Source organism: Micromonospora sp. NPDC000207, assembly GCF_040300925.1.
Classification (GTDB): domain Bacteria; phylum Actinomycetota; class Actinomycetes; order Mycobacteriales; family Micromonosporaceae; genus Micromonospora.
On the sequence record NZ_JBEPEQ010000049.1, the window covers coordinates 16,708 to 40,840 of the forward strand.

A 24,133-nucleotide genomic window follows, 5' to 3' on the forward strand; every position below is an offset into this window, starting at 1 on the left:
ACCGGGTCGGCCGCCGCGCCGGACGGGACCCCGTGACGGCTCCGGGCCCCGGTCGGTGACGACCGGGGCCCGGAGGATCACCTGCGGGTCACAGCTGCTCGCACTGGCCGCGCAGCGCACCCCGGACCGTGTTGGGCCGGTCCTCGTCCACCGGTGCCGGGTCGTTGCCCCGGCACCGCAGGGCACCCTTGACCAGGCTGTCCGTGATCACCACAGCCTGACCGCCGACGTTGTCGAACAGGTTCACCGGGGAGTCCGCCCGGATGGATTCGAGCCGGACCCCGGCCGTGTTGCGCGAGGTCGACACCGGACCCTTGACCACGGTGTCGACAACAGTCACCGGACCGGTCGCCTCGAACACCGTCAGTGGACCCTTGATCGTCGCGCCGGTCACGGTGAGCAGTGCCGCAGTGTTCGCCACCAGCGGACCGTTCAGGGTGCCGCCGGTGACCACCAGGGAACCACCCCTACGGACAGTGGTCTGCCCCGGTACGACGGCGTCCACCAGGCAGACCACCGCGCCCGGCTTGACCGTCACCGGCAGGTCCTGCCGACCGGTGATGGTCTCCGTGCAGGTCGGACCGCCCTGCCCGACGGTGGATCGGGGCTGGGTGTCCGGCGTGACCGGGGAGTTCGCCGCCAGGTAGGCGGTGAGCATCGTCAGGTCGTTGTCGCCTGTCGTCACCCGGTCGGTGCCCTGTCCCAGGGTGGTGAAATTGTCCCCACCAGAGGCCAGGAACGAGTTCACTGTGACCCGGTAGGTGCCCGTCGGACTCAACGGTGTGCCGTTCAACGCGACTGACACGATCCGGGACCCCCGGGGTGCCTGCGGGTCGTAGACGTAGGTCAACCCCTTGGAGACCCCCAGCCACAACACCGGCCGGGACGCCCCCTCGGGCTGCCACTGCTCCTCCAACACCTGCTTGATCTGCGCGCCGGTGTAGGACTTGGTGACCACGTCGTTGGCGAACGGCTGCACGGCGAACGCGTCGGCGTACGTGATCGTGCCGTCGGTGCCGTACCTGAGGTCGGCACGCAGGCCACCGGGGTTCATGAAGGCGATCTGCGCCCCACCCCGACCGGGGTCCCGGGTGCCGGCGAGCTGCACGTCGGCGATGAGGTTACCCAGCGCCGACTCCTTGCCCCGGTCCTCGTTGCCGTTGGTGAAGGCCCGGGTGACGTCCCCCGTGACGGTGCCCAGCTGACGCCGGCCCAGCTCCTCGGCCCGGGTCTTGGCGGCGGCCACGATCTCGGCCACCGCCGGGTCCTGCGGCGCGCCGACCACGTCCACGAGGGTCGCCTCGGTGCCGGTCACCGTCCGGGTGGCCGGGTCGAAGGTCAGCGTGACCCGGCCGAGCCGCTTGCCGTAGTCCTCGGCCTGCACCACCGGACGCAGCCGGTCCGAGCCCGGTACCGGGACCTGGAAGGCGTACGGCTGGTGGGTGTGCCCGCTGAAGATGACGTCGATTGTCGCGTCGGCCCGGGTGTAGCGGCCGAAGACCGGGTCGGCGGCCAACTGCGCGGCGGAACCGATGTTCTGCGTCGCCGCCCCCTCGTGGGCCAGCAGGACCACCACGTCGGCCTCACCGTTGGCCGGATCGCCGTCCTTGAGCTGGGCGGCGACCCGGTTCGCCTCGGCCACCGGGTCCCGGAACGTCAGACCGGCGATGCCGTCCGGACTGACCAGGGCGGCGGTCTGCTCGGTGACCACACCGACGAAGCCCACCCGGACCCCGCCGATGGTGTCGACCGTGTACGCGGGCAGCACCCGCTCGTCACCCCGGTACACGTTCGCCCCGAGGTGCGGGAAGTCGGCCCGCTCGGTGACCCGGCCGGTCAGGTCCGCCAGACCCTTGTCGAACTCGTGGTTGCCCACCGCCGAGACGGTCAGCCCAGCCTTGTTCAACACGTCGATCGTCGGGTTGTCGTCGTCGATCGCGGAGACGAACGTCGACGCACCGATGTTGTCCCCGGCGGAGACGAACGCCGTGTTCGGGTTCTGCTGCCGCAGCCGGTCGACGAGCCCGGCGATCTGCGCGGCCCCGCCGACGGGCTGCCCGTTCGAGGCGGCCGGGGACTCCAACCGACCGTGGAAGTCGTTGATGCTCAACAACTGCACGTCGACCGGGGCGGTCTCGGTTCCGGTCCTGATCCCGACCACCAGCGGGTTGTGGTCGCTGGCCCGGTACGCGTCCGGGGCGAAGAACGCCGGGTGGCCGTCGTACTGGAAGGCGTACGACTCGACGGCGTTGATCTGCCAGACGTCGACACCGGTGACCCGGGCCGCCAACGACGGGGAGGCCACCACGTGGTCGAGCGACCCCGACTCGCCACCGAAGACGTAACTGGTCTTCCCGGTGTCGTTGAGGTTGCGGTAGTCCCCGTCGTAGAGGACCCGCATCGGATCCTCGTACGTGTAGGCGTTGAAGTCGCCCAGCAGCAGCACGTCGGGGGTACCGAGGGTGTCGACGAAGGCCGTCAGGGCGCGGGCCTGGCGGACCCGGTCACCGTTGAAGGCGCCCTGCCCGTCTCCGGCGTCGGCGTTGTCCCCGGTGCCGGTGCCGCTCTTGGACTTGAAGTGGTTGACCACCACAGTGAAGTCGACCGACCCGGCGGTGAAGGTCTGGGCGATCGGCTCGCGGGCGTTGAACCAGACGGTCTCGTCGTCGACCGACCGGGACGCACCCTTCGGCGCGACGGCCGCCGGCTTGAAGATGATCGCGGTGGTGATGACGTCCTGCTGCGCGGGGGCGGGCAGGTCGGCCGGGGTACGGACGTAGTCCCACGTGCCCGCGCCGTCGGCCCGGTTGAGTGCCCCGACGAGGCGCTTGAGCGCCTTCTGCGGGTCGGCGGCGTCGAACCGGACGGAGTTCTCGATCTCCTCCAGCGCCACCACGTCGGAGTCGAGCGCGCTGATCGCCGAGACGATCTTCGCCTCCTGCTTGGCCAGCGCCGCCTCGTCGTCGGCCCCCCGGGCATCCCCGCCGAAGTGGACGAAGTAGTTCAGCACGTTGAAGCTGGCCACCTTGACGTCCCCGCCCACGTCCACCGGGGCGGCGGTGCGCGGGTTGGTGGACTTGAAGGTGGTCCGACCGGCGGCCGGGGTGTCCGCGTCGACAGGGGTGGTCGGCTGGAGCCGCCACTCGCTGAACCCGTACGACAGGACCGTCGGGCCGAAGGTCTCGACCTGGTCGCCGACGCGTACCGGCTCCGCGCGGGACAGGTACGGCGGGGCCAGCCCGGCGTTGGAGAGGTTGGTGGTCCGGCCGTCGTCGAGTAGGAGCCGGGCCGCCCGGTTGTCGGCGGCGACCTTCCTGGCCTCGTCGGAGCCGGGTGCGGCGACGTCGGTCGGGGTACGGGCCGGCTGCTCCCCGGCGGTGAGCGCGATCTCGCCGAACCGGTTGACGTTGTAGACCTCGGAGACGGCGAACCGGCCGACCGGCGTGACCAGCATGGACTCGACCGATTCGCGGGCGGCGTCGTCAAGCGGCAGGGTGACCGGGACCGGCTCGGGCAGCGGAACCCCGCGCTGGCAGACCTGCACGTCGGCCCGGCCGGCGATGCTGATCTGGGTCAACCCGTTGAACTCGGTAGCGGTACCGGTGACCCGGACCCGGTCCCCGACCGCGACCGCCGGGTGGTTGGCGGTGTTTGTGGTCAGGTAGACGAAGACACCGTCGGAGGCGGTCCCGCCGGCCACCGGCCGATCGCCGCCACTGCCGGCGGTCTGCAGGTAGACGCCGTTGTACCCGCCGGTGCGGTGGTCGGCGGTGACCACGCCCTCGACGGTGACCCGGGTGCCGGCCAGCGGGGTGGCGTTCCCGGTGCCCTGGACCTGGGCGATGGTCCGGTCGACGGCGACCGTGCAGCCGGTGCCCGGGTCGGGGTCGGGATCGGGGTCGCCCCCGCCGCCGTTGCGGACACCGAAGGTGTTCGGCGCGGGGGGACGCCAGGTGCCGTCGATCTTCTGGAGGGAGTGGCCGACGGGGGTGGAGGCGGTCTCCTGCACCCCGATGTCGGTGCCGGTCAGCCCGCTCGCGGGGCCGCCGACGGCGGTGAAGGTCCCCTCGTAGGTGAGGAACTCGGCCACCCGCCCGCCCGGTTCGACCAGGGCGAGGCCGTCGGGGGACCCGTTCTGGATCCCGTCGGTGGGGTACTCGGCGACGACCACACCGGCGGCCGGGACCGTCTGGGTGAGGGTCCGGGTGTGGTACGGCGCGCCGTTCGCCCCGTTGTAGAGCACGATCTGCCAACCGGTCAGGTCGAAGCCGACGGGGGCCTCCACCTCGACCGCCTCGCCGACGTCGGTACCTGCGTTGTCGTAGTGGATCTCGCTGATCGTGGGGGTCTGCGCCGCCGCCGCCGGTTGGGCGTGGGCGGGCATCCCGGTCGTTGCGATGAGCGCTCCACTGGAGACCAGTACGCCCAACACGGTTCGTGTCCGTCTACCGCTGTTCCAGTCCATGAACTCCGAGTCCTCCGAGAGGGATCTGGCCGATGGAGGATATGCGGATCGGATTACCGAGCAGTAGACCCGAGACGGCGAAAGGACGTGCCGTTCGGGTCAGGTGGCCGACGACGCGTCCCGGCCCAGCCAGTTCGCGGGCACCACAGGGGCGGCGACGTGCCCGTCCGGGAGCCGGTCAGGGCTGCTGCGGTCCCGGCTCGGTGACCCAGCCGGCGAAGAGCACCAGACCTGTGGCGCGGTGCACGGCGAGGAAGCAGAACGGCGGCGTCACCTCGACCGTCGTCACCTCCTTCGTCACCAGCGCGCGGGGGGCCGCCCCGGCGCGGGCGGCCATCGCCGTCACGGCGGCGGCACAGAACCCGGCCTCGCCGAAGGCGGCGGTGGCCGACTGCCGGGCCTGCGACACGTACAGGGGCTGGGTACTGATCCCGGGGAAGTGGTCGCCGGGGGTCCCGACGGCGGAGGCCAGCCCGAACACCTCGGGGTGCTCCAGCAGGTCGTGGTCGGCGGTGACCTGGAACGGCACGGTCCAGACGTGCACCTGCGGGCGGTCGTCGGTGGCGGTGACCGTCCGGGTCCCCACCCCCGGACCGGCGGTCACCGGCAGCCCCGCGTCACCGGCCCAGGCGGCGACCGCCGCCGGCACCAACTCCCGGGCCTGCCGGTCCGGTTCGCCCAGGGCGAGCACCACGTCGACGTCGGCCTCACCGGGCACCGTCAGCAGGCTCAACGGCCCCGCCGGGGTGGCCGCCACGCGCAGCCGACCCACCTCGTCGGTGACCTGGTGCAGGCCGTCGACCTCCCGCCCCCGCCAGGCGCCGGCAGTCGGTCTGAAGGGCCGGCGGCGGAAGGGTTCGGCCCAACCGGTCCGCACCAGCAACGCGCTGACCAGCACCAGCAGGTCGGTCGGTGCGACCTGGATCGGCACGGCGGGGATCAGCCCGTCGGTCCGCTCGGCGGCCCACTCGTCCAGGGCCCGCTGGTCGGTCGTCGGGTCACCGGTCAACCGTCGGCGCAGCGGTTCCGGCACGGCCGTCAGCCAGCCGTCTGTCAGCGGCAGGTCGGCGGCGGACCAGACGCCCAGAGCCAGCCGGATGCTCGGCGAGTCGACAAGGGACAGTCCGGTCGGGGCGACGGCGGCCAGCTCACTGCGGGCCGCTCCACCGGCGTGCGCCGCCAGCAACGCCGACAGTGGGTACGCGCCCGCCCCGGAGAGCACCGTCGGGCGACCGTCGAGGGTCTGCGCCCACCCGGCGGTGAGGCGGTTGGCGGCGTCGACGCCCGTACCCTCTCGCACGTCTGCTCCCGTCGGTCGGTGTCCGGCCGGGACCGAAGATATCCGCCGGGGACAACCGGCGCGCCCCCGACGCCGACCGCCCGGGTGACGGCGTCGGGAGACGTCGGCGGGTCAGGCCAACCGGATCGAGTCCCCGTCGACTGTGACCCGGGACTCGGCCAGCGCCGACCGGGCCGGGCCGCTGCGTACCGACCCGTCGGCGATGTCGAAGGCGCTGTTGTGGCAGCGGCAGACGATCGTGCCGTCGGTCACCTCGGCGACGGTGCAGCCCTGGTGGGTGCAGGTCGCCGAGAAGGCCCTGACGGTGTCCTCGGCGGGCCGGGTGACCACCACCCCCTCGGTCCCGAAGACCTTCCCGCCGCCGACCGGGATGTCGGCCAGCAGTGCCAACGCGGGCGCCTGCCCGTCGGGGGCGGTGGTGGCGCCGTCGGTTCCGGTCGGGGCGGGTGCCCCCGGTTCGGCCACGGGGGGCTGCGTGCCGTAGGTCTGACACCCGGTGAGCAGGGCTGTGGCACCGGCCGCGCCGGCACCGGTGAGCAGGGCCCGCCGAGACGGACAGTGCAGGTGGTTCATCGTTTCCTCCTGGTCGGGTGCGACGGACGGCAGCCGGGTCACAGGTGTACGCCGAAGGTGGTGAAGTACCAGACCGACGAGGTCAGGAAGATCCCGATCAGGGCGGTGAACACGAGTCCACCGGCCACCGGGAGGACCCACCCGGGCAGGTCCCGTTTCGGCAGCACCAGCATCTTGGTGGTGAAGGCCCCGAAGAAGAAGCAGCCCAACGCCGAATGGGCCACTGCCCGCAGGCTGTAGTCGGCGAAGCCGACCGCGTACAGGCAGTGCACCGCGACGGGGATCGCCACCAGGAAGGCGATCCGGCCGGACCAGCGGTGCGCTGTCGACGCCCAGGAGGGGGAGAAGCTGCCCAGCTTGCCCCACATCGCCAGCGCCGACACCAGTTGCAGGATCGCGAAGACGACAGCGACGGTACCGAGCCACACCTTCACTGTCATCGGGCCGGAGAACCCGGCCACGCTCACCGCGATCCCGGTCGGCTCGTGCAGCCGCCCGTACACCCCCATCGCCACCGCCACCGCCGACCCGGCGAGCAGCGGGACCAGCAGCGACCTCGGTACGACAGGGGATCGTGCGGGTTCGGCGGACCACTCGGGTCGGTCGGCCGGCTCCAGTCGGTCGAACCGGTCGGCCGGTTCCGCTCGGTCGAACCGGTCGAACCGGTCGGGCCGTTCCGGGCCGTCGAACCGGTCCGCCGGTTCGGGTCGGTCGGGCTGGTCGGTCCACTCGGACCGGGGTGGCCACGGTGCCGGCTCCGGCGGCTCGGTCGGCGGTGGCCAGTCCTGACCCTGCGGCCACTCGGGCGGGCCGCCCGACCCGGACCAACCGTCCGGCTGGTCCGGGGCCGGGGATGCGGGGCCGGGGATCACCCGCAGGTCGAGGTCGTCGAAGGCGTCCCGGGGCTCGTCCGTGGCGGACCTGCGGCGGGCCACCCTCACTCACCGCTTCCCGGAGCCGGCAGGACCGGCACCGCGTCGATGCTCAACCCGTTGACGATCGTGGTCAAGAACGCCGGGTCCAGTGGCGGGGCGGGCACCGGCCTGCCGTTCCAGGTCACCACGCCGATCTGGGTGCCGTCGGCGAGCAGGATCCAGCCCCCGTCCACCCCGGCGTCGCGGACCTGCTGGCTGGCCCGGTACACCGACGGCTTGGTCGACCCGTTCGACGTGGCGGTGAACGTGAACGTCCGTCCCCCGGCCGTCACCGAACCGGAGGCCCGGCCGGTGGCGCTGTCGAACGTGCCGGTCAGCCGCGACGAACCCTTGCCGGTGAGGCTGAACTCGCCGTCCACGGCGGTGCCCTGCAACCAGATCTCCAGGCTCCTGCCGTCGCAGACGTAGGCAGTGGCGTTGCGGTTGGTGACGGTGATCGCGATGGTGGCCCCGTTGTCCAGCCGCCCGGTCCAGGTGACGTCGACCTTGTTGTCGGTGGGGACGTCGGTGCCCGTCGGCGGGGTGGTCGTCGGTGCCTGCGGAGTCGGCGCGGCCGTCGGTACGGCCGTCGGTGCGTCCGAGGGCGTCGCGTCCGGTTCCGGGGGCGCGGTCTCACCCGGCCGTTGCACAGACGGTTCCGGCACCTCCGACGGGGGCGAGGCGGTCGCCCCCGCAGCGGCGGCCTCGGGCGTGGAGCGCGCGGCCGGCGGGGCCGCCTGCGCACTCATCGTGAACAGAACGGCTGCCAGACCGGTTCCGGTCAGCAGCGTGAGCATCGGCGTCAAGCGCTTCATGAGCAGCTCCCTTCACCTGTCCGTACGGCGACAGAGCGCCGGACGGTTCAACGGAAGGAAAAGATCGCCGTCGGGGCAGCGGAGGCGGCCCACCGGCCACTGACTCGTCGGTCCGTGGCCGGTGGACACCCTCAGGCGCTGGTCGGAACCTTGTCGGGGGCCGACGCGGAGGCGGGGGAAGGGGCGGGGGCGGCAGCCGGCTCGGCCGGCTTCTCGGCGTGACGGCCGTTGGGGCGCGACACCATGGGGTACTCGGCGGTCTCGGCGCCGCCCGCAGCGGCGGCCATCACGGCTGCCGCGGCCAGGTCGGCCACCCGCTTCGCCTCCCGCTGCACCCGGCCGCGGACCTCCTTGGCGTGCTTCTCCACCGACTCGGCCGAGCGGCGTGCCTCGTCCAGTCGGGCCATCTCGGCACCGAGTTCCTGACGGACCTCGGTGAGGCGCGTCTGCAACTGGGTGTACTCGCGTTCGGCGGTCTCACCCTCCTGACGGGACTTGGCGATCTGCTGCTGGACCGTGTCCAACTCGGTCTGCAGCCCGGTCAGTGCCTCCCGGCGGTCCCGGATCGCCTGCTGCACGATGGTGAGCTGCTGCTGGTGGCTGGTCGCCTGCTCGTCGGAGTGCTGCCGGACCTTCGCGGCGTACTGCTGGGCTTCGGCGATCAGGGTGTTGATCTCCTGCTCGGCGGCGGCCCGCTGGGCCGCCGACTCCCGCTCGGCGGTGCTGTTCTGCTCGGCGAGGTCCTGCTCGGCGGCGGCCCGGCGCTCGTTGAGCTCCCGCTCCACGTTGGCCTGCCACTGGCCCAGCTCCTGCTGGGTCTGCGCCCGGGCCGCCTGCACCTCCTGCTGGATCTGGGTACGCGCGGCAGTCATGAACGCCTCGGCCTCGGCGCGGGCCTGGTCGAGCTGCTGGACGCTCTGCTCCTCGATCCGCTTCGCCTCCTGCTGGGCCCGCTCGTGGGCGGCCTGCCCCTCGGAGAGCAGCCGGTCGGCGGTCTTGCGGATCTCGACCAGCTCGGCCTGGGCGGCGGTACGCCGTTCCTCGTAGGCCCGGTCGTGCTCGGCACGCCGGGCGGTGACCTGCTCGTCCAACTCCCGGAGGGTCCGGTTGGCCTGCTCCCGGGCCTCGACGAGGGTCCGCTCCGCCTCGGTACGCAGGTCACCGGCGCGCTCGGCGGCGGTGTCGGTGATCGCATTGGCCTGCTTCTCGGCCAGGGCGAGGATCTGGTCCACCATCGGACCGAGGTCACGGAACGTCGCGCGGTCCAGCTGGGCCGGACGCTGCTGCAACTCGGTGAGCTGGGTACGCACCTGGGCGAGTTCGTTTGTCAGGTCGTGGATCTGGGCTGCCGACCGGACCCGGTCGGCCCCCATGATGGACATTTCCCCGCCGAGGTGTTCGAGATGCCGGTCCACCTGTCGTTTGTCGTACCCGCGCAGGGCAAGGTCGAAATTCGGCCGCGAGTTCGCGTCCTCGCGTGCTGCGAACGGCTCTTCGCCGTTTGACATGCGCCTTCCTCCGTACGATCACGAGTGCCACGCCGGTGGGGACGACCGCCTCCCGGCCGGGGCGTCGGGCAACGCTACCGCCGTCGCCCCCCGGCCCGTCGTACCGCCCCGGGCCGTCGGATCGGCCCACCGGCTCACAGACGATACGAGGGGTACGTGTCGATTCGATTGCGGTGTACCGATTCGGCGATCGTCTACGACTGATCGGTGCCGGTCGCCTGACGCACCGGCCGGTGGGGTGGGGCCGGTCGTACCTGTCGGCGGTGCTGACGTGCTGGTGGAGGTGGAGTGCGATCATCAGCGACATGCAACCTGGTCACCACCGGATCGACCTGTCAGTCGGCTACGCGCGCAGCCGCACCGGTCGGCTGGTCGCCCTCGCCGTTCTCGCGCCGCTCCTGGTGGTCACCTGCGGCTGCGTCGGGGCGATGATCGGTCAGTTCACCCATTTCCACCAGGGACCCGCTGCGGTGACGGGGGTCGCCGCCCTGGTGCTCGGTGCCGGGGCGGCCCTGCTGATGGGCCTGCTGATGACCACCGTCGTCCGTACGGGTGCCTCCCTGACCGGTCCGTACCTCACCGTCACCAGGCTGTTGAGCAGGACCGTCGACCTGCGGGCCGCCACGTCGATCACCATTCACGCCGCCACCGACACGCAGACGGGGGTGGGCGCAGACGGGTCGATCGTCGCCCTGCCGGGCAACACCCGGACGCCGGTGCTGACGGTGGTGACCCCGGCCCGCACCGTGGGTCTGCGACTGCGCAGCCTCGACGGGGCACTGATCCCCGCCCGGCAGATGGTCGCCGTGGCCGACGCCCTGACCTGGGCGCACTGCCCGGGTGCCCGCGAGGCGGAGCACTGGCTGCGGGTGATGGCCGCCGACCCCCGGACGATGCTGCTCTGAGTCCGGTATCGGAGTCGATGTCCGGTTCTCCGGTGGTCGGGGTCACCGGGTCCGTGGAATGACCCCACCCCCCGGGTCGTTACACCATCCGTACGCCCGTGCAGGCCGAGCCGCCGGGCCGACCCCCGAGAACCGACCCCCGTACGCGCCATCGCCCCGTCCCCGGGGCTGCTCTGTGCCGCGCGTGTGTGGTTCTCCCCCCGACCAGAGAGGCACCCTCGATGCGTACCACTCTGTTCCGTAAGACCGCCCTGACCGCTGCGGGTCTCGCCTTCGCCGGTGGGGCCATCGCCGGACCGGTCACCGCCATGGCCGCCCCCGCCCACAACGGCACCACCACCGCCGTCGTGCAGGCCGAGCGCAGGCCGCACAGCGAACGGGAACTCGACGTCCGCTACGAGGCCCAGCCCAACTTCTACTTCTGCGGTCCCGCCGCGGCCCGCAACGCCCTGAGCGTCCAGGGCAAGAACATCGACGTGCACGCCATGGCCGAGGAGATGGGCACCACCGAGAACGGCACGGACTCCATCAACGACATCACCCCGGTGCTCAACAAGCAGACCGGCCGGGACGTCTACCGCAGTGTCGAGACCCCCGACAAGCCCGACCGGAAGCAGACCGAGCGACTCCGCGCCGACATCGTCGGTACCGTCGACGACGGCCGGGCCGTGGTCGCCAACGTGGCCGGCACCGCCACCGACACCGACGGCGTCACCCACGCCTTCGAGGGCGGGCACTACATCAGCGTGATCGGCTACCGCGACGGTGGCGACGTCGTCACCATCGCCGACTCCGCCGACCCCGCCCACGCCACCTACCGGATGAGCGTCACCGAGCTCGCCGAGTGGATCGCCACCCGGGGCTACGCCCACTGACCCACCCGCACGCCGAGGCCGACGAGACGGGGCCGACCCCACCGGGGGTCGGCCCCGTCTGCGTGTCCGGGAATCGTCTTCGAGGCGATGTCGGGCAGTTAGGCCGAGGTCGCCGTCGTCTCCGCGGTGAGGTGCCCGGGTCAGCGCTTGCGGGCGACCCCGGCCCAGTAGTAGGCGGCCTCCGGGTTCTCGACCGGCTGGTCGGGACGCCAACCCAGGACCGGCACCACACCCGGCTCGATCAGCTCCCACCCCTGGAAGAACTGCTCGACCTCGGCCCGGTGCCGGGGCACCAGGGTCATCCCGTTGTTGCGGGCGGCTGCCACCGCGACCTCCACCGCCTCCGGGGCGAAGTCCTGGGTGGGGTGCGTGATCGCGAGGTAGCTGCCGGAGGGCAGCGCGTCCATCAGCACCCGGATCCGACCCATCGGGTCGTCGGCGTCGTCGAGGAGCATCAGGATGGCGACCAGGGTCAGTGCCACCGGCTGGTTCAGGTCGAGGGTCTCGGTCAGCGAGGCGTCGGTGAGGATCTTCTCCGGCTCACGCAGGTCGGCGTGGATGTACGTGCTGCGACCCTCCGGCGAGCTGACCATCAGCGCCCTGGCGTGGGCCAGCACGATCGGGTCGTTGTCGACGTAGACCACCCGGGTCTCCGGCGCGACCTCCTGGGCGATCTCGTGCAGGTTCGGGCGGGTCGGGATGCCGGTGCCGATGTCGAGGAACTGGCGGATCCCCGCCTCGGCGACCAGGTGACGGGCGACCCGGTGCACGAACCGGCGGTTCTCCTTGGCCATCTCCCGCAGGGTGGGGATCGCCTCGATCATCGCCGCCCCGGTCGCCCGGTCGACGGCGAAGTTGTCCTTCCCGCCGAGCCACCAGTCGTAGATCCGTGCCGAGTGCGGGATGCTGTCGTCCACGATCGCTCCGTGCTGCGCTGACTCTGACACGCTCGTCCCCTTCACGGGCTCGTCGGGGTGTCCATCGTAGACCGACGGGCAGCCCCGCCGGGGGCACCCACCTCCCACCCGAGGCACCCGCCGAACACCGTCCCCGGCGAGGTTTGACAGGCCGACCCGGCGGTACTTGGAGGCAGCCGTCCACCCACGAAGGGACCCGGGATGAACGTCACCGAGCTGCTCACCGAGGCGTACGCCCGACTGCCCGACCTGGTCGGGTCGGCGGTCGACGGGCTCACCCCACCCCAGCTGCGGTGGGCACCCCAACTGGGGGCCAACTCGATCGGCTGGCTGGTGTGGCACCTGACCCGGATCCAGGACCACCACGTGGCGCAGCTGCTCGGCACCGGGCAGCTCTGGACCGAGGGCGACCGGGCGGGCCGGTTCGGCCTCTCAGCCGACCCCGACGACACCGGGTACGGACACACCCCCGAGCAGGTGGCGGCCGTCGCCCCGCAGAGCCCGCAGGTCCTCGTCGAGTACCACGAGGCGGTGTGGGACCGGACCCGGTCGTTCCTGTCCGGGCTGGCCCCCGCCGACCTCGACCGGGTGGTCGACGACTCCTGGGACCCCCCGGTGACCCTCGGCGTCCGGCTGGTCAGCGTGGTCGACGACAGCCTGCAACACGCCGGGCAGGCCGGCTACGTCCGGGGACTGCTCCCCGGCTGACCCGCCCGGCTCACGGCACCGCCCCGCCCACCCGGCTCACGGCACGATGGCCGCCGGCCCGGCTCACGGCACCGTCACCGCCCGCCCCGCTCAGGGCACGATGACCGCCCGGCCTTCCAGGGAGCCGTCGCGCAGCCGCTGGTAGGCGGTGTTCGCCTCGGCGAGGGGGAAGGTGGTGACCTTCGGCTTCACCAGGCCACGGGCGGCGAGGTCGAGCACCTCCACCAGCTCGGGACGGCTACCCCAGTACGTCGTCTGGATGCTCACCTCGTACGGCACCGAGAAGTAGGACACCGGGAGGGTGCCGCCGCCGATCCCGACGATGGTCAGGTCGCCGACCGTACGGGCGACCGCCGCGCCGAGCCGTAGCGTGGGGTCCACGCCGACGAAGTCCAGCACCACGTCGGCACCACGACCCCCGGTGATCCCGCGGATCTCCTCGGCGGCCCCGTCACCCGCCGACACCGTGTGGTCCGCCCCGCACCCCTCGGCGAGGCGCAGCGCGTCCGCACGGGAGTCCACGGCGATCACCTGGGCGGCGGTGGTGGCCTTGAGGATCTGCACCCCGACGTGGCCCAGCCCGCCGACCCCGATCACCACGGCGAAGCTCCCGGGCGGCAGCTTCGACCAGGACCGCCGGATCGCGTGGTACGGGGTGAGCCCGGCATCGGTCAGCGGGGCCGCCTGGACGGGGTCCAGCCCGTCGGGCAGCGGGACGACGTGTCGGGCGTCGGGCACCAGTTCGTATTCGGCCATGCCGCCGTCGAGGCCCAGCCCGCCACCGCCCCCGGGAACCGGTGCCGCAGCAGGGTTCTCGCAGTACGGGTCGATGCCGAGGCGGCAGCGGGGGCAGACCCCGCAGCCCCACGGGCCGTACACCGCCACCGGCTGACCCACCTCAAGCCCGGTGACGCCACTGCCGAGGGCGTGCACCCAGCCGGCGTTCTCGTGTCCGAGGGTGAACGGAGGGTTCCATGGCACGACCCCGGCCTCGAACTCGTCCATCAGGTGCAGGTCCGAGTGGCACGCCCCGGCACCACCGATCTTGACGACCACCTGCCCCGGACCGGGGCGTGGCTCGTCGACCTCTTCCAGTCGGGCTTCGGACTTCCATTCCAGCAGCCGTAGCGCACGCATGTCGGGCACACCCTTCGTCGTCGGCGTTCCCTGAGGCTCCCCGCTGAGCCGGTCGACAAACGGTGGGCCGGGTCCGGTGGACGGCGACGACGTCGAAGTGCCGGGCGAGGGAGGACCTCCCACACCCGGCACCCCGACGGCGGATTTCAGTGCATCGACATCGCGCCGCGCCGTTTTGCCGCCCCCCGGGCGGCCATCATCCCCATGCCCCCGCCGCGCATCGCGCCCGAGGCCCGGCCGAGCATCCCCCGCAGCACCTGCCCCGGCTTCTGCTGCTCGCCCATGTAGGCGGTGACGACGATCAGCGCACCGGTGAGCGCCGGAATCGCCCACTGGAGCATCTTCATCTGCCGTTGGGCGGCGGCCACCTGCTGGGGTGTCTCGTGGTTGGGCTCGGTCGTCCCCTCCACGGGCGGGCTGCCGGCCCGCTCCAGGCGCATGCCCAACAACCTGCTGTACCCGGTCACGGCGAGCGCGCTGACGGTGAGCGCCGTCTTCACCGCACTCATCCGCCCCACCCCGGCCTGTCCGATCACCCGGGGGCTCTCGGTGACCAGTTCACCGGCCGCGCCGGCCAGGTGGGCACCGATCGCCGCCGCGTTGATCGGGGTCCACCGGGCCCAGCCGGCCGAGGCCACCGGTAGCCGCTGGGTGGAGTCGCTGATCCGGGTCGCCGCGCCGTTGACCCCGAGCGCCCCCATGAGGGAGCCACCGAACCAGGCCGCCAGGCCCAGGTCGTGCATCGAGCGCAGTGCGGTATGCGTGTCCGACATCTGATCCCCTTCCGCCGTCTTGGGCGGTGCGGCATACCCGTCGTACGCCGGACCATTCACCGCACCGGCCGGGAACGACGGCCACCGGTGACCGCAGGCCCCAGGCCGACCGTCGCCACCCGGCGAGGCCCGTCAGGCCGGCACCGGGGTCTGCCCGATCCCGGCAGTCTGCGCGTAGACCGCGGTGAGCTGTTCGGCGCAGCGTCGCCACGAGTACCGGCTGCGGATCCGGTCGACCGAGGCGGTGGCGTAGGTGAGTCGGCGGACCTGGTCGGTGAGCAGCCGTCGCACTGCTCCGGCCAGGGCCCGGGGGCTGCGCTGGCCGACCAGGTCACCCGTCACCCGGTCGACCACCACGTCGGCGACCCCGCCGGTGGCCTCCCCGACGACGGGTACGCCACAGGCCATCGCCTCCAGTGCGGTCCTGCCGTACGGGTCGTGGTCGCCGGTGGCCACCAGGACGTCGGCGGAGCGGTACCAGCCGGGCAGCTCCTCGCGGGAGACCCCGTCGACCAGCCGGACCCGGGCGGCGACCCCGCAGGACTCGGCGAGTGCCGCCAGCCGGGCGGCGAACGGGTCGTCAGGCCGACGGCCCGCAGGTCGGGGGCCGAGCACCACGCACTCGGCTCCCGGCACGGCGGGCAGCGCCCGGACCAGGTCGGCGAGGCCGCTGCCACCCCGGCCGGCGGCGACGGTGAGGATGCGCGACCGGGCGTCGCGGGGGGCTTTCGGACCGTCCGGTCGGAACAGGGTCTGGTCCACCCCGGCGGGGACCAGAACCATCCGGGACCGGGGTACGCCCCGACGGATCAGGTGGCCGACTTCCTCGGTGTTCTGCACCACGACCCGGTCGACGGCCTGTCCCAGGGCCCGGTCGTAGCCGGACCGGTGATCCACACCGTCGGGTGCCGGCCCGGAGCCGGGTCCGCGTCGGGGCAGGGGGGCGAGGGCGTGGTACGTGAGCACCACAGGTACCGGGCCGGTACGCCGGACCGCGTGCAGGGCGGCCAGTCCGGCGTCCCAGCCGTGGGCGTGGACGACGTCGGGCAGCCAGTCTTCGGCGTGCCATCCGGCGGCCAGTGAACGCCCGTACTCGCCGAGCTGTGGCAGGAGTTCCCGCGCTGCGGCGGCGTGGTCGGTCGGCGTACCCGACGGAGGTCTCCGGACGTCGTGGCCGCCGTCGAGCAGTTCGGCGGTCAGCTCCGTGACGTGCCTTCCCCGGTCCTCGGCTTGCCCGCCGCCGGGGAGGTCGAGCGGGCCGACCGGCGTCGAGATCATCGCGATTCGCACACTCACTCTCCATCCACTCCGTCACACCCGCTCACGCCGGGCATCTGTTCGGTCACGTCCGCCCGCTCTCGGGCGGGATCGGACAGATGAGCCGTCACCCGGGCCGTCCGGCGCCGAGGGAGGCGTATGACCGACAGCGGTACCCGGGGTTCGCGCCCCTAACCCTCAGGCAGCAGGGAGTTCTCCGGGCGGCCCCCGAGCAGCCATCCCACCTGGGTGGTCACGCTGTGTCGGTCCAGTCGGACCCAAGGTCACATTCGACGGACTCAATGATGGGTGCGGGGATCCCTTTTGGAATGCAGTCCGATATGCGGGAATTGCGGATTAATAAAGTCTTGTTTTTGATTCGCTTGTCCGTCTCCTTTGTAGACAGGAATTACAGAATCTCCTTTTGTCGACCTTCCCGCAGTTCACTCACTGTGCCCCGGTCCCGGTGGGTCAGTGTTCAAACCCATTTTCCTTGGCTAAAGTCGCCATCGTGAAAATCAACCGGGCAACCGACATGGCGTTGCGAATCGCCATGTTCGCTGCTGCGGCGCAAGGGCGCGCCACGGTCGACGAGTTGGCGATGTCGCTGGTGCTTCCCCGCAGTCACGTGGCCAAGGTGGTGCAGCGACTCAGTCGGGCAGGCGTCCTGGTGACCATCAGGGGGCGGTCCGGCGGGGTGGTCATCGCCGAGGGGGCCGACAACGTCACTGTCGGTGAGATTTTTCGCGCCTTCGAGGGCGACGGCGAGGTGGTCGAGTGTCACCGACCCCCCTGCCCGCTCTCCGCCAACTGCCAGTTGCGCATCGAACTGCGCCGGGCGCACGAGGCGTTCATCGGGGTCCTCGACGACGTCCGGATCGCCGACCTGATCAAGGGGTCGCCCGGGGAACTGCTGCGGTCCCTCAGCGTGGCACCGCCCGGACCGACAGTCGTCACCCTGGCCTGAGAGACCTCGGCGGTGAGGCCCGCGTGGCGAGCCTCACCGCATCGATCGGTGTCCCTTCGTTCAGCCCACACCCACGGCTCCGTCACCGGAGCGCACGCACGCCACCGTCCGTGCCGTGGCCACGGCGGCCCCGCTGAGGCACTGCCCGAGCACCTGGTGTCCGGCGGCGTTCGGGTGCCAGGACTCCTGGCAGGTCTGGAAGTGGGTCACACAGGTGTTCGCGATCCGCTGGATGGCGATCTTGTCCTTGCCGGCGAGGCTCGTCACCACTGTGCCGTCGGGGCGGTCCTGGAGCCGGATCGGGGTGGCCAGGGCTCCGATGGGGCTGCCCGCCGACTCGCAGAGCCGAGCGCCGTCGAAGGCCCGCTGCACGTTCAGGTGGACCAGGTTCGCGGAGGGGAACTCGGCGGCCAGGGTGGCGCGTACCGAGCCGACCAGCGTGCCGAGGCCCTGGGAGAACCGGTGTCCGGGCAGCAGGCTGGCCCGGTGGATCGGGCACCCGGCGGCGTACCGCTCGGCACCGAGGGCGCGGAACTTGTCCCGGGTGTCGTCCCGGTCGTCCTCCGAGTGCAGGCTCGCCGTCAGGTCGAGCGGGAGCGGGTTGGTGTAGTCCTGCAACACCACCCGGTGCTGTCCGTCGGTGTCGATCTCGGCCAGGGTGGCGAGGATCTGGCGGACCGCGTTCGTCGTCTCCGTGGTGGCCGCCGCGACCTGGGCGGCGGTGGCCAGGTCTGCGTCGCCGCACGGCTTCTGCTCCACCGGCCCGCCGAGGTACGCCCAGAACTCCCACCAGCCCGTCCAGGCGTCGGCGATGAACCGGTTGGCGCACTTCTCCGCCACGGTGCCGAAGGTGAAGGAGGTGTTGTTGGAGCCGAGCCCGATCAGGACCAGGTCGATGTCGTGGGTCTGCCCGACCGCCCGGAGCTGGTCCAGCTGGGCGGGGACCTGACGGCCCCTGGCCCGGTCGGCGCTGGGGGCGGCGATGTCCCGGGGTTGGCCCCCGGAGCAGGCCAGGTTGAACCTGTCGACGATGCCCGGCAGGTCGGCCCGGTGCAGGGAGGCGTTGGCCGACCGGTGGCAGAAGAAGGCGTTGCTGTTCGGCGCGGTCCAGCCGGGGAAGCCCTGCGCCACCCCGGTGGTGTCGGGCACCGGGGTGTACGCCCCGGCCCCCTCCCCGCTGACGAAACTGTCCCCGAGCGCGACGGCGGCGGTGGGCAGGGCGGCCGTCGCCGGGGTGGACGCGACGATGGCGCTCGACAGCGCCGCCGTGGCGAGGCTGAGTGCCGCAGCGAGGGCGGTACGGCGGAATCGGGCCATCGGGACTCCATCCATTCATGGAAATGTCAAAGTTCCTCCGGGTGGCTGATCCCATCACGGGTGTGTGACGTACGTCAACGCCCGACCTCTTCCGGCTGCGGCTCGGGGGTGGTAAGCGGAGGTGGGGGTGGCCTACCGTTCACCCGGTCGGGCGCGTGGGGGATCGGCAGCATGTCGGCGTGTCGGGCTAGGCTCGCTGCGGCGCGCCGCTGATGATCTTGACCGGGGGCCGGCCGCCCGCACCACCGAGACCAGGAGTACGACCAGTTGACCGCACAGCCTGAGACCCTGTACGGGGCCGACGACCTGACCCACCTGGAGGGGCTGGACGCCGTCCGTAAGCGCCCCGGCATGTACATCGGGTCGACCGACAGCCGTGGCGTGGGTCACCTCGTCAACGAGATCCTGGACAACTCCACCGACGAGGGCGTCGCCGGGCACGCCACCCGGATCGAGGTGATCCTGCACGCCGACGGCTCGGTGCAGGTCGACGACGACGGACGGGGCATCCCCACCGACGTGCACGCCAAGTCGGGGATCTCCGGGGTGGAGCTGGTGCTGACCCGGCTGCACGCCGGCGGCAAGTTCGGTGGCTCCGGCTACAAGACCTCGGGTGGCCTGCACGGGGTCGGGGCCTCAGCCGTCAACGCCCTCTCCCGCCGTTTCGACGTGACGGTCCGCCGTGGCGGCAAGGTCCACGCGATGTCGTTCCGGCACGGCGTACCCGGAGTCTTCGACGGCCCCGGCCCGGACGCCCCCTTCACCCCCGGTCCCGGGCTCCAGGTGGTCGGGGCGGTCAAGCGGGGCCAGTCCACCGGCACCTCCATTCGTTACTGGCACGACGCCCGGTACTTCGAGACCGGAGCCGCCCTCGACGTGGCGGCGGTCCGGATGAAGCTGCGCAACACCGCCTTCCTGGTGCCCGGGGTCGGCTACACGCTGCGCGACGCCACCGGCGAGGAGCAGAGCGAGGAGACCTTCCAGTTCCCCGCCGGCCTCACCGACATGGTGGAGTTCCTCGCCCCGGCCGGTGACCGACCGGTCTCCGGCACCCTGCTGGTGACCGGCGAGGGCACCTACCGGGAGAACGCCGCCGACGCCAACGGCGTCATGCAGTCCAACGTGCAGCGGCGGGCCGAGGTCGAGGTGGCGCTGCGGTGGGGCACCGGCTACGACCGCACCGTCGAGTGCTTCACCAACACCATCCGCAACGCCCACGGCGGGACCCACCGCAAGGGCTTCGAACGGGCCCTGGTCCGCAGCCTCGGTGAGGCCGTACGCACCACCCGGGGACTGCTCAAGGCCAAGGAGGACCCGCCCACACTGGACGACGTCCTGGAGGGGATGACGGCGGTGGTGCACGTCCGGCTGCCCGAGCCGCAGTTCACCTCGCAGACCAAGGACGAACTCTCCACCGCCGGCATCACCAAGGTCATCCAAGGGCTGGTGGAGCAGCACCTCAAGGCCTGGCTGGACGACCGCAGGACCAAGGCCGAGGCCCGGACCGTACTCCAGAAGATCGTCGACGCGGCCCGGGTCCGGTTGACCCAGAAGCAGCAGAAGGACGCCGCCCGGCGCAAGACCGCCCTGGAGGGTGCGTCGATGCCGCCGAAGCTCGTCGACTGCCGCTCCACCGGGGTCGACCGCAGCGAGCTGTTCATCGTGGAGGGCGACAGCGCCCTCGGGTCCAGCCGGATGGCCAGGGTCGCCGAGTACCAGGCCCTCCTGCCCATCCGGGGCAAGATCCTCAACGTCCAGAAGGCCAACCTCCAGCAGGTGCTGGACAACGCCGAGTGCGCCGCGATCGTCCAGGTCCTGGGGGCCGGCTCGGGCCGGACCTTCGACCTCACCACCATGCGGTACGGCCGCGTACTGATCATGGCGGACGCCGATGTCGACGGTGCGCACATCCGTACCCTGCTGATCACCCTCTTCGCCAGGTACATGCGCCCGCTGATCGAGGCGGGGCGGCTCTACGCCGCGATGCCCCCGCTGCACAAGATCACCACGAAGGGGCGCAACCCGCAGACGACCTACACCTACACCCAGGCCGAGATGGAGACCACCATCCGCCGCCTGGAGAAGGCCGGCAAGCAGATCGTCACCCCGGTGCCCCGGTTCAAGGGACTCGGCGAGATGGACGCCGACGAACTGTGGGAGACCACGATGAACCCGGCGACCCGGGCCGTACGCCGGATCACCCTCGACGACGCCGAGGCCGCCGAGCAGATCCTCGAACTGCTGATGGGGGAGAAGGTCGAGCCGCGCCGCAACTGGTTGATCGACTCGGCGGACCGGGTCGACCGGGAGGCGATCGACGCGTGAGCACCCCCCTGTCGCCGACCACGCCGCGCCGAGAAGAGAGCTGAACGATGGCACGCCGCAAGGACAACCGCACGAAGGCCGACCTCGCCGCCTTCGACCAGGCCGGTGCGCGGGTCTTCGACAATCCGCTGGTCACCGAGGTCTCCGACTCCTACCTGGAGTACGCCTTCTCGGTCATCCACTCCCGGGCACTGCCCGACGCCCGGGACGGACTCAAGCCGGTGCACCGGCGCATCCTCTACTCGATGCACGAGTCCGGGTTCCGGCCCGACCGCCCGTACGTCAAGTCAGCCCGGGTGGTCGGCGACGTCATGGGGCGCTACCACCCGCACGGTGACGCGGCCATCTACGACGCCATGGTCCGCCTCGCCCAGGACTTCTCCCTCAACGCCCCACTCATCGACGGGCATGGAAATTTCGGGAGCCCGGACGACGGTCCGGCTGCGGCGCGTTACACCGAGTCCCGGATGTCGCGGGAGGCGATGCTGCTCGTCGGGGAGCTGGGGGAGGAGACCGTCGACGTCGAGCCGAACTACGACGGCTCGCTCACCCAACCGACGGTCCTCCCGGCAGCCTTCCCGAACCTGCTGGTCAACGGGGCCTCCGGGATCGCGGTCGGGATGGCCACCAACATGATCCCGCACAACCTGGGCGAGGTGGTGGCGGCGGCCCGGTGGCTGATCCGGCACCCCGACGCCACGCTGGACAAGCTCATGGAGTTCGTCCCCGGCCCCGACCTGCCCACCGGCGGCCTCCTGCTCGGCCTCGACGAGGTCCGCCGGGCGTACGAGACCGGTCGAGGGGTGGTCCGGATGCGCGGAAAGGTGGAGATCGGCCCGATCGAGGGCAGCCGGGGCCGCCAGGCGATCACCGTCGTGGAACTGCCGTACGGGGTGGGCGCCGAGAAGGTCATCGCCGCCATCACCAACGAGGTGAACAAGACCAAACGGCTCACCGGGATCGCCGACGTCAAGGACCTCACCGACCGGGAGAACGGCACCCGGCTGGTCGTCGAGTGCAAGGTCGGGGTCAACCCGCAGGCGCTCCTGGCCGACCTCTACCGGCTCACCCCGCTGGAGCAGTCCTTCGGCGTCAACAACCTGGTCCTGGTCGACGGGCAGCCCCGTACCCTCGGGTTGAAGTCGTTGTTGGAGGTCTTCCTGGCCCACCGGTACGAGGTGGTCACCCGACGGTCGTCGCACCGCCGTCGCCGCCGTGAGGAGCGGCTGCACCTGGTCGACGGCCTGCTGATCGCCCTGCTAGACATCGACAAGGTGGTCAAGCTGATCCGGGCCGCCGACGACGCGCAGGCGGCCAAGGACGGGCTGATGGAGAAGTTCCGGCTCTCCGAGATCCAGGCCGGCTACATCCTGGACACCCCGCTGCGCCGGTTGACCCGCTTCGACCGGCTGGAGTTGGAGGCCGAGCAGGAGAAGCTGCGTCAGGAGATCGCCGAACTCTCCACCATCCTCGACGACGACAAGGTGCTCAAGAAGCTCGTCTCCGACGAACTGGCTGCGGTGACCAAGCAGTTCGCCGCGCCCCGCCGGACGACCCTCGTCGACGGGGACCTCAAGGAGGTCCTCGCCGCCTCGGTGCCGGCCGGGCCGCTGGAGGTCGCCGACGACCCGTGTCAGGTGATCCTCTCGGCGACCGGCCTGGTCGCCCGGACCGCCGCCGAGTCGGAGGAGGCGGTGGAGGGGCGCCGCGCCAGCGGCCGGGACAAGCACGACACCGTACGCTCGTTGGTCCACTCCACAGCCCGGGGGCGGGTCCTCCTGGTCACCAGCACCGGACGGGCTTTCAAGATCGACGTCCTGCCCCTGCCGGTCCTGCCCCAACAGTCCGGAACCGTCGCCCTGCGGGGCGGCATGGCCGCCGCCGAACTGGTCCCGCTGGAGGCGGGCGAGACGGTGGTCGGGCTGGCCCCCGTCGGTGCCCTCGCCGAGGGATCCCCCGGGCTGGCCCTGGGCACCCGGCAGGGTGTGGTGAAGGTCTGCGCCCCGGACTGGCCGGTCCGCTCCGACGAGTTCGAGGTGATCGGGCTCCGCGAGGGCGACGAGGTGGTCGGGGCAACCTGGCTGACCGACGGCGCGGAGAGCCTCACCTTCGTCACCAGTGAGGCGTCCCTGCTCCGGTTCGCCGCGACGCTCGTGCGACCCCAGGGTCTCAAGGGTGGCGGGATGGCCGGGGTGGGCCTGCCCGCCGGGGCCCGGGTGGTCTTCTTCGGCGCGGTCCGCACCGACGACCCGGCGCACGGTGACCCGATGGTGGTCACCTCCACCGGGGCCACCGTCAAGGTGACCCCGTTCGCGGCGTACCCGGCCAAGGGGCGGGCGACCGGCGGGGTGCGCGCCCAACGTTTCCTCAAGGGCGAGGTGGACCTGTCGGCGGCCTGGGTCGGCCCCCGTCCGGTCGGTGCCACCGCCACCGGCGACCCCGTCGACCTGCCCCCGGCCGACCCCCGCCGCGACGGCTCCGGCTTCGCCGTCATGCTCGGCCCCACCATCCTCGGCCACCACCTCCAACGCGACTGACCCCCACCCCCTGCACTCCTCCGGCCTCCCCCGGATCTCCTTGGTGATCAAGGGATTTGCGTCAGGATTCGGACCGCCGATGACGCAAACCCCTTGATCACCAGGAAGGTCGGGGCTGGGAGGCTTCGCGGGTGATTGGGTCAGGTGACGTGCAGGGTGGCGGCGAGGCAGGCCCTGGAGGGGGCCGTCGGACAGACGGTCAGGAGACGCCGGTGGGGCGGAACTGGACGCTGACCCGGGGGCCGACCGGGCGGGTGGTCTTCGGGACGGCGTGTTCCCAGGTGCGTTGGCAGGAACCGCCCATCACCACCAGGTCGCCGTGGCCGAGCGGGAAGCGCAGGCTGGGCGCGCCGCCGCCGCGTGGACGCAGCAGCAGGGGTCGGGGTGACCCGAACGAGACGATGGCGACCAGGGTGTCGGTGTGGGCGGAGCGGCCCCGGGTGTCGCCGTGCCAGGAGACGCTGTCGCGCCCGTCGCGGTAGAGACACATCCCGGCGGTGACGAACGGCTCGCCCAGTTCCGGCGCGTAGTGCAGGGTCAGCGCCGCCCGGGCGGCGGTGAGGACCGGGTGGGGCAGGGGTCGGTCGGCGTCGTACCAGCAGAGGAGTCGGGGGACGTCGACGTCGGTGTCGTACATGGTGCGGCGCTCGGCCCGCCAGGGGACCTCGTCGAGGAGGGTGTCGAGGACCTGGTCGGAGCCGTGCACCCAGCCGGGCAGGTGGTCCACCCAGGCACCCCGGCTCAGCGACCGGACCGGGCCGTATCCAGCTGCGGTTCGGTACGAAGCTGGAGCTGACCGGGCTGCCCTTCCTGCCCGACCCTGTCGCCCGGGCGACGGCG

General features: G+C 71.8%; 17 protein-coding genes and 1 pseudogene. 6 read left to right on the plus strand and 12 right to left on the minus strand.

What is annotated here, in order from left to right; all coding sequences use genetic code 11:
• Window positions 1-88: 88 nt before the first annotated feature.
• The 6 genes from ABT336_RS14305 to ABT336_RS14330 form a co-directional block, all read right to left on the minus strand.
• On the minus strand, window positions 89-4,432 hold the full coding sequence (locus ABT336_RS14305) for an ExeM/NucH family extracellular endonuclease (protein ID WP_350897017.1): 4,344 nt from the start codon (window positions 4,430-4,432) through the stop codon (window positions 89-91).
• Between the two features lie 211 nt (window positions 4,433-4,643).
• Window positions 4,644-5,765 carry a serpin family protein gene (locus tag ABT336_RS14310; protein WP_350897018.1) on the minus strand — a complete coding sequence of 374 codons (1,122 nt, stop codon included), beginning with the start codon at window positions 5,763-5,765 and terminating at the stop codon, window positions 4,644-4,646.
• Window positions 5,766-5,876: 111 nt separating this feature from the next.
• Window positions 5,877-6,338 (minus strand): Rieske (2Fe-2S) protein, encoded by a 462-nt coding sequence (locus ABT336_RS14315; protein WP_350897019.1) that lies wholly within the window; start codon window positions 6,336-6,338, stop codon window positions 5,877-5,879.
• A gap of 38 nt (window positions 6,339-6,376) precedes the next feature.
• Window positions 6,377-6,889 (minus strand): DUF6529 family protein, encoded by a 513-nt coding sequence (locus tag ABT336_RS14320; protein ID WP_350897033.1) that lies wholly within the window; start codon window positions 6,887-6,889, stop codon window positions 6,377-6,379.
• Window positions 6,890-7,275: 386 nt separating this feature from the next.
• Entirely contained in the window at window positions 7,276-8,067 is a 792-nt protein-coding gene (locus tag ABT336_RS14325; RefSeq protein ID WP_350897020.1) for a hypothetical protein, read from the minus strand.
• A gap of 131 nt (window positions 8,068-8,198) precedes the next feature.
• Window positions 8,199-9,575 (minus strand): coiled-coil domain-containing protein, encoded by a 1,377-nt coding sequence (locus ABT336_RS14330; RefSeq protein WP_350897021.1) that lies wholly within the window; start codon window positions 9,573-9,575, stop codon window positions 8,199-8,201.
• A gap of 305 nt (window positions 9,576-9,880) precedes the next feature.
• On the opposite strand from ABT336_RS14330, the gene ABT336_RS14335 reads away from it, so the two are divergent.
• Both ABT336_RS14335 and ABT336_RS14340 read left to right on the plus strand, forming a co-directional pair.
• A complete protein-coding gene (locus ABT336_RS14335; RefSeq protein WP_350897022.1) occupies window positions 9,881-10,480 on the plus strand; it encodes a hypothetical protein in 600 nt (199 codons plus the stop codon).
• A 221-nt stretch (window positions 10,481-10,701) separates the two neighbouring features.
• The gene (locus ABT336_RS14340; RefSeq protein WP_350897023.1) at window positions 10,702-11,355 is read left to right on the plus strand and encodes a C39 family peptidase; all 654 of its coding nucleotides are present in this window, start codon (window positions 10,702-10,704) and stop codon (window positions 11,353-11,355) included.
• A 140-nt stretch (window positions 11,356-11,495) separates the two neighbouring features.
• Here the strand turns inward: ABT336_RS14340 and ABT336_RS14345 are convergent, their stop codons facing one another.
• A complete protein-coding gene (locus ABT336_RS14345; protein ID WP_502891179.1) occupies window positions 11,496-12,302 on the minus strand; it encodes an SAM-dependent methyltransferase in 807 nt (268 codons plus the stop codon).
• Between the two features lie 171 nt (window positions 12,303-12,473).
• Here ABT336_RS14345 and ABT336_RS14350 point away from each other — a divergent pair, with 171 nt between their 5' ends.
• Window positions 12,474-12,980: a mycothiol transferase gene (locus ABT336_RS14350; protein ID WP_350897025.1), complete on the plus strand. Its 507-nt coding sequence runs from the start codon at window positions 12,474-12,476 to the stop codon at window positions 12,978-12,980.
• Between the two features lie 90 nt (window positions 12,981-13,070).
• On the opposite strand, the gene ABT336_RS14355 is transcribed toward ABT336_RS14350, so the two are convergent.
• The 3 genes from ABT336_RS14355 to ABT336_RS14365 all read right to left on the minus strand — a co-directional run bounded on the left by ABT336_RS14355 (window position 13,071) and on the right by ABT336_RS14365 (window position 16,180).
• A complete protein-coding gene (locus tag ABT336_RS14355) occupies window positions 13,071-14,117 on the minus strand; it encodes an NAD(P)-dependent alcohol dehydrogenase (RefSeq protein WP_350897026.1) in 1,047 nt (348 codons plus the stop codon).
• Window positions 14,118-14,263: 146 nt separating this feature from the next.
• The gene (locus ABT336_RS14360; RefSeq protein WP_350897027.1) at window positions 14,264-14,890 is read right to left on the minus strand and encodes a hypothetical protein; all 627 of its coding nucleotides are present in this window, start codon (window positions 14,888-14,890) and stop codon (window positions 14,264-14,266) included.
• Between the two features lie 132 nt (window positions 14,891-15,022).
• Window positions 15,023-16,180 carry a glycosyltransferase gene (locus tag ABT336_RS14365; RefSeq protein WP_350897034.1) on the minus strand — a complete coding sequence of 386 codons (1,158 nt, stop codon included), beginning with the start codon at window positions 16,178-16,180 and terminating at the stop codon, window positions 15,023-15,025.
• A 478-nt stretch (window positions 16,181-16,658) separates the two neighbouring features.
• Here ABT336_RS14365 and ABT336_RS14370 point away from each other — a divergent pair, with 478 nt between their 5' ends.
• Entirely contained in the window at window positions 16,659-17,114 is a 456-nt protein-coding gene (locus ABT336_RS14370; protein WP_350897028.1) for an RrF2 family transcriptional regulator, read from the plus strand.
• 60 nt (window positions 17,115-17,174) lie between these two features.
• On the opposite strand, the gene ABT336_RS14375 is transcribed toward ABT336_RS14370, so the two are convergent.
• A complete protein-coding gene (locus tag ABT336_RS14375; RefSeq protein ID WP_350897029.1) occupies window positions 17,175-18,431 on the minus strand; it encodes an SGNH/GDSL hydrolase family protein in 1,257 nt (418 codons plus the stop codon).
• A 267-nt stretch (window positions 18,432-18,698) separates the two neighbouring features.
• Between ABT336_RS14375 and ABT336_RS14380 the strand changes: the two genes are divergently transcribed.
• Together ABT336_RS14380 and ABT336_RS14385 are read left to right on the plus strand one after the other, a co-directional pair.
• Window positions 18,699-20,756 carry a DNA gyrase/topoisomerase IV subunit B gene (locus tag ABT336_RS14380; RefSeq protein WP_350897030.1) on the plus strand — a complete coding sequence of 686 codons (2,058 nt, stop codon included), beginning with the start codon at window positions 18,699-18,701 and terminating at the stop codon, window positions 20,754-20,756.
• Between the two features lie 47 nt (window positions 20,757-20,803).
• Window positions 20,804-23,293, plus strand: coding sequence for a DNA gyrase/topoisomerase IV subunit A (locus ABT336_RS14385; RefSeq protein WP_350897031.1), 2,490 nt, complete (start codon window positions 20,804-20,806; stop codon window positions 23,291-23,293).
• Between the two features lie 199 nt (window positions 23,294-23,492).
• Here ABT336_RS14385 and ABT336_RS14390 read toward each other — a convergent pair.
• Window positions 23,493-24,038, minus strand: a pseudogene (locus ABT336_RS14390) (alpha-ketoglutarate-dependent dioxygenase AlkB); the annotation flags it as partial.
• Window positions 24,039-24,133 lie beyond the last annotated feature (95 nt).

Bases quoted from the DNA above. Each gene is read 5' to 3' on its own strand.
- ABT336_RS14325 (WP_350897020.1), bottom strand. From the start codon at position 8,067: ATGAAGCGCTTGACGCCGATGCTCACGCTGCTGACCGGAACCGGTCTG.
- ABT336_RS14385 (WP_350897031.1), top strand. From the start codon at position 20,804: ATGGCACGCCGCAAGGACAACCGCACGAAGGCCGACCTCGCCGCCTTC.
- ABT336_RS14375 (WP_350897029.1), bottom strand. From the start codon at position 18,431: ATGGCCCGATTCCGCCGTACCGCCCTCGCTGCGGCACTCAGCCTCGCC.
- ABT336_RS14350 (WP_350897025.1), top strand. From the start codon at position 12,474: ATGAACGTCACCGAGCTGCTCACCGAGGCGTACGCCCGACTGCCCGAC.
- ABT336_RS14330 (WP_350897021.1), bottom strand. From the start codon at position 9,575: ATGTCAAACGGCGAAGAGCCGTTCGCAGCACGCGAGGACGCGAACTCG.
- ABT336_RS14360 (WP_350897027.1), bottom strand. From the start codon at position 14,890: ATGTCGGACACGCATACCGCACTGCGCTCGATGCACGACCTGGGCCTG.
- ABT336_RS14315 (WP_350897019.1), bottom strand. From the start codon at position 6,338: ATGAACCACCTGCACTGTCCGTCTCGGCGGGCCCTGCTCACCGGTGCC.
- ABT336_RS14355 (WP_350897026.1), bottom strand. From the start codon at position 14,117: ATGCGTGCGCTACGGCTGCTGGAATGGAAGTCCGAAGCCCGACTGGAA.
- ABT336_RS14340 (WP_350897023.1), top strand. From the start codon at position 10,702: ATGCGTACCACTCTGTTCCGTAAGACCGCCCTGACCGCTGCGGGTCTC.
- ABT336_RS14335 (WP_350897022.1), top strand. From the start codon at position 9,881: ATGCAACCTGGTCACCACCGGATCGACCTGTCAGTCGGCTACGCGCGC.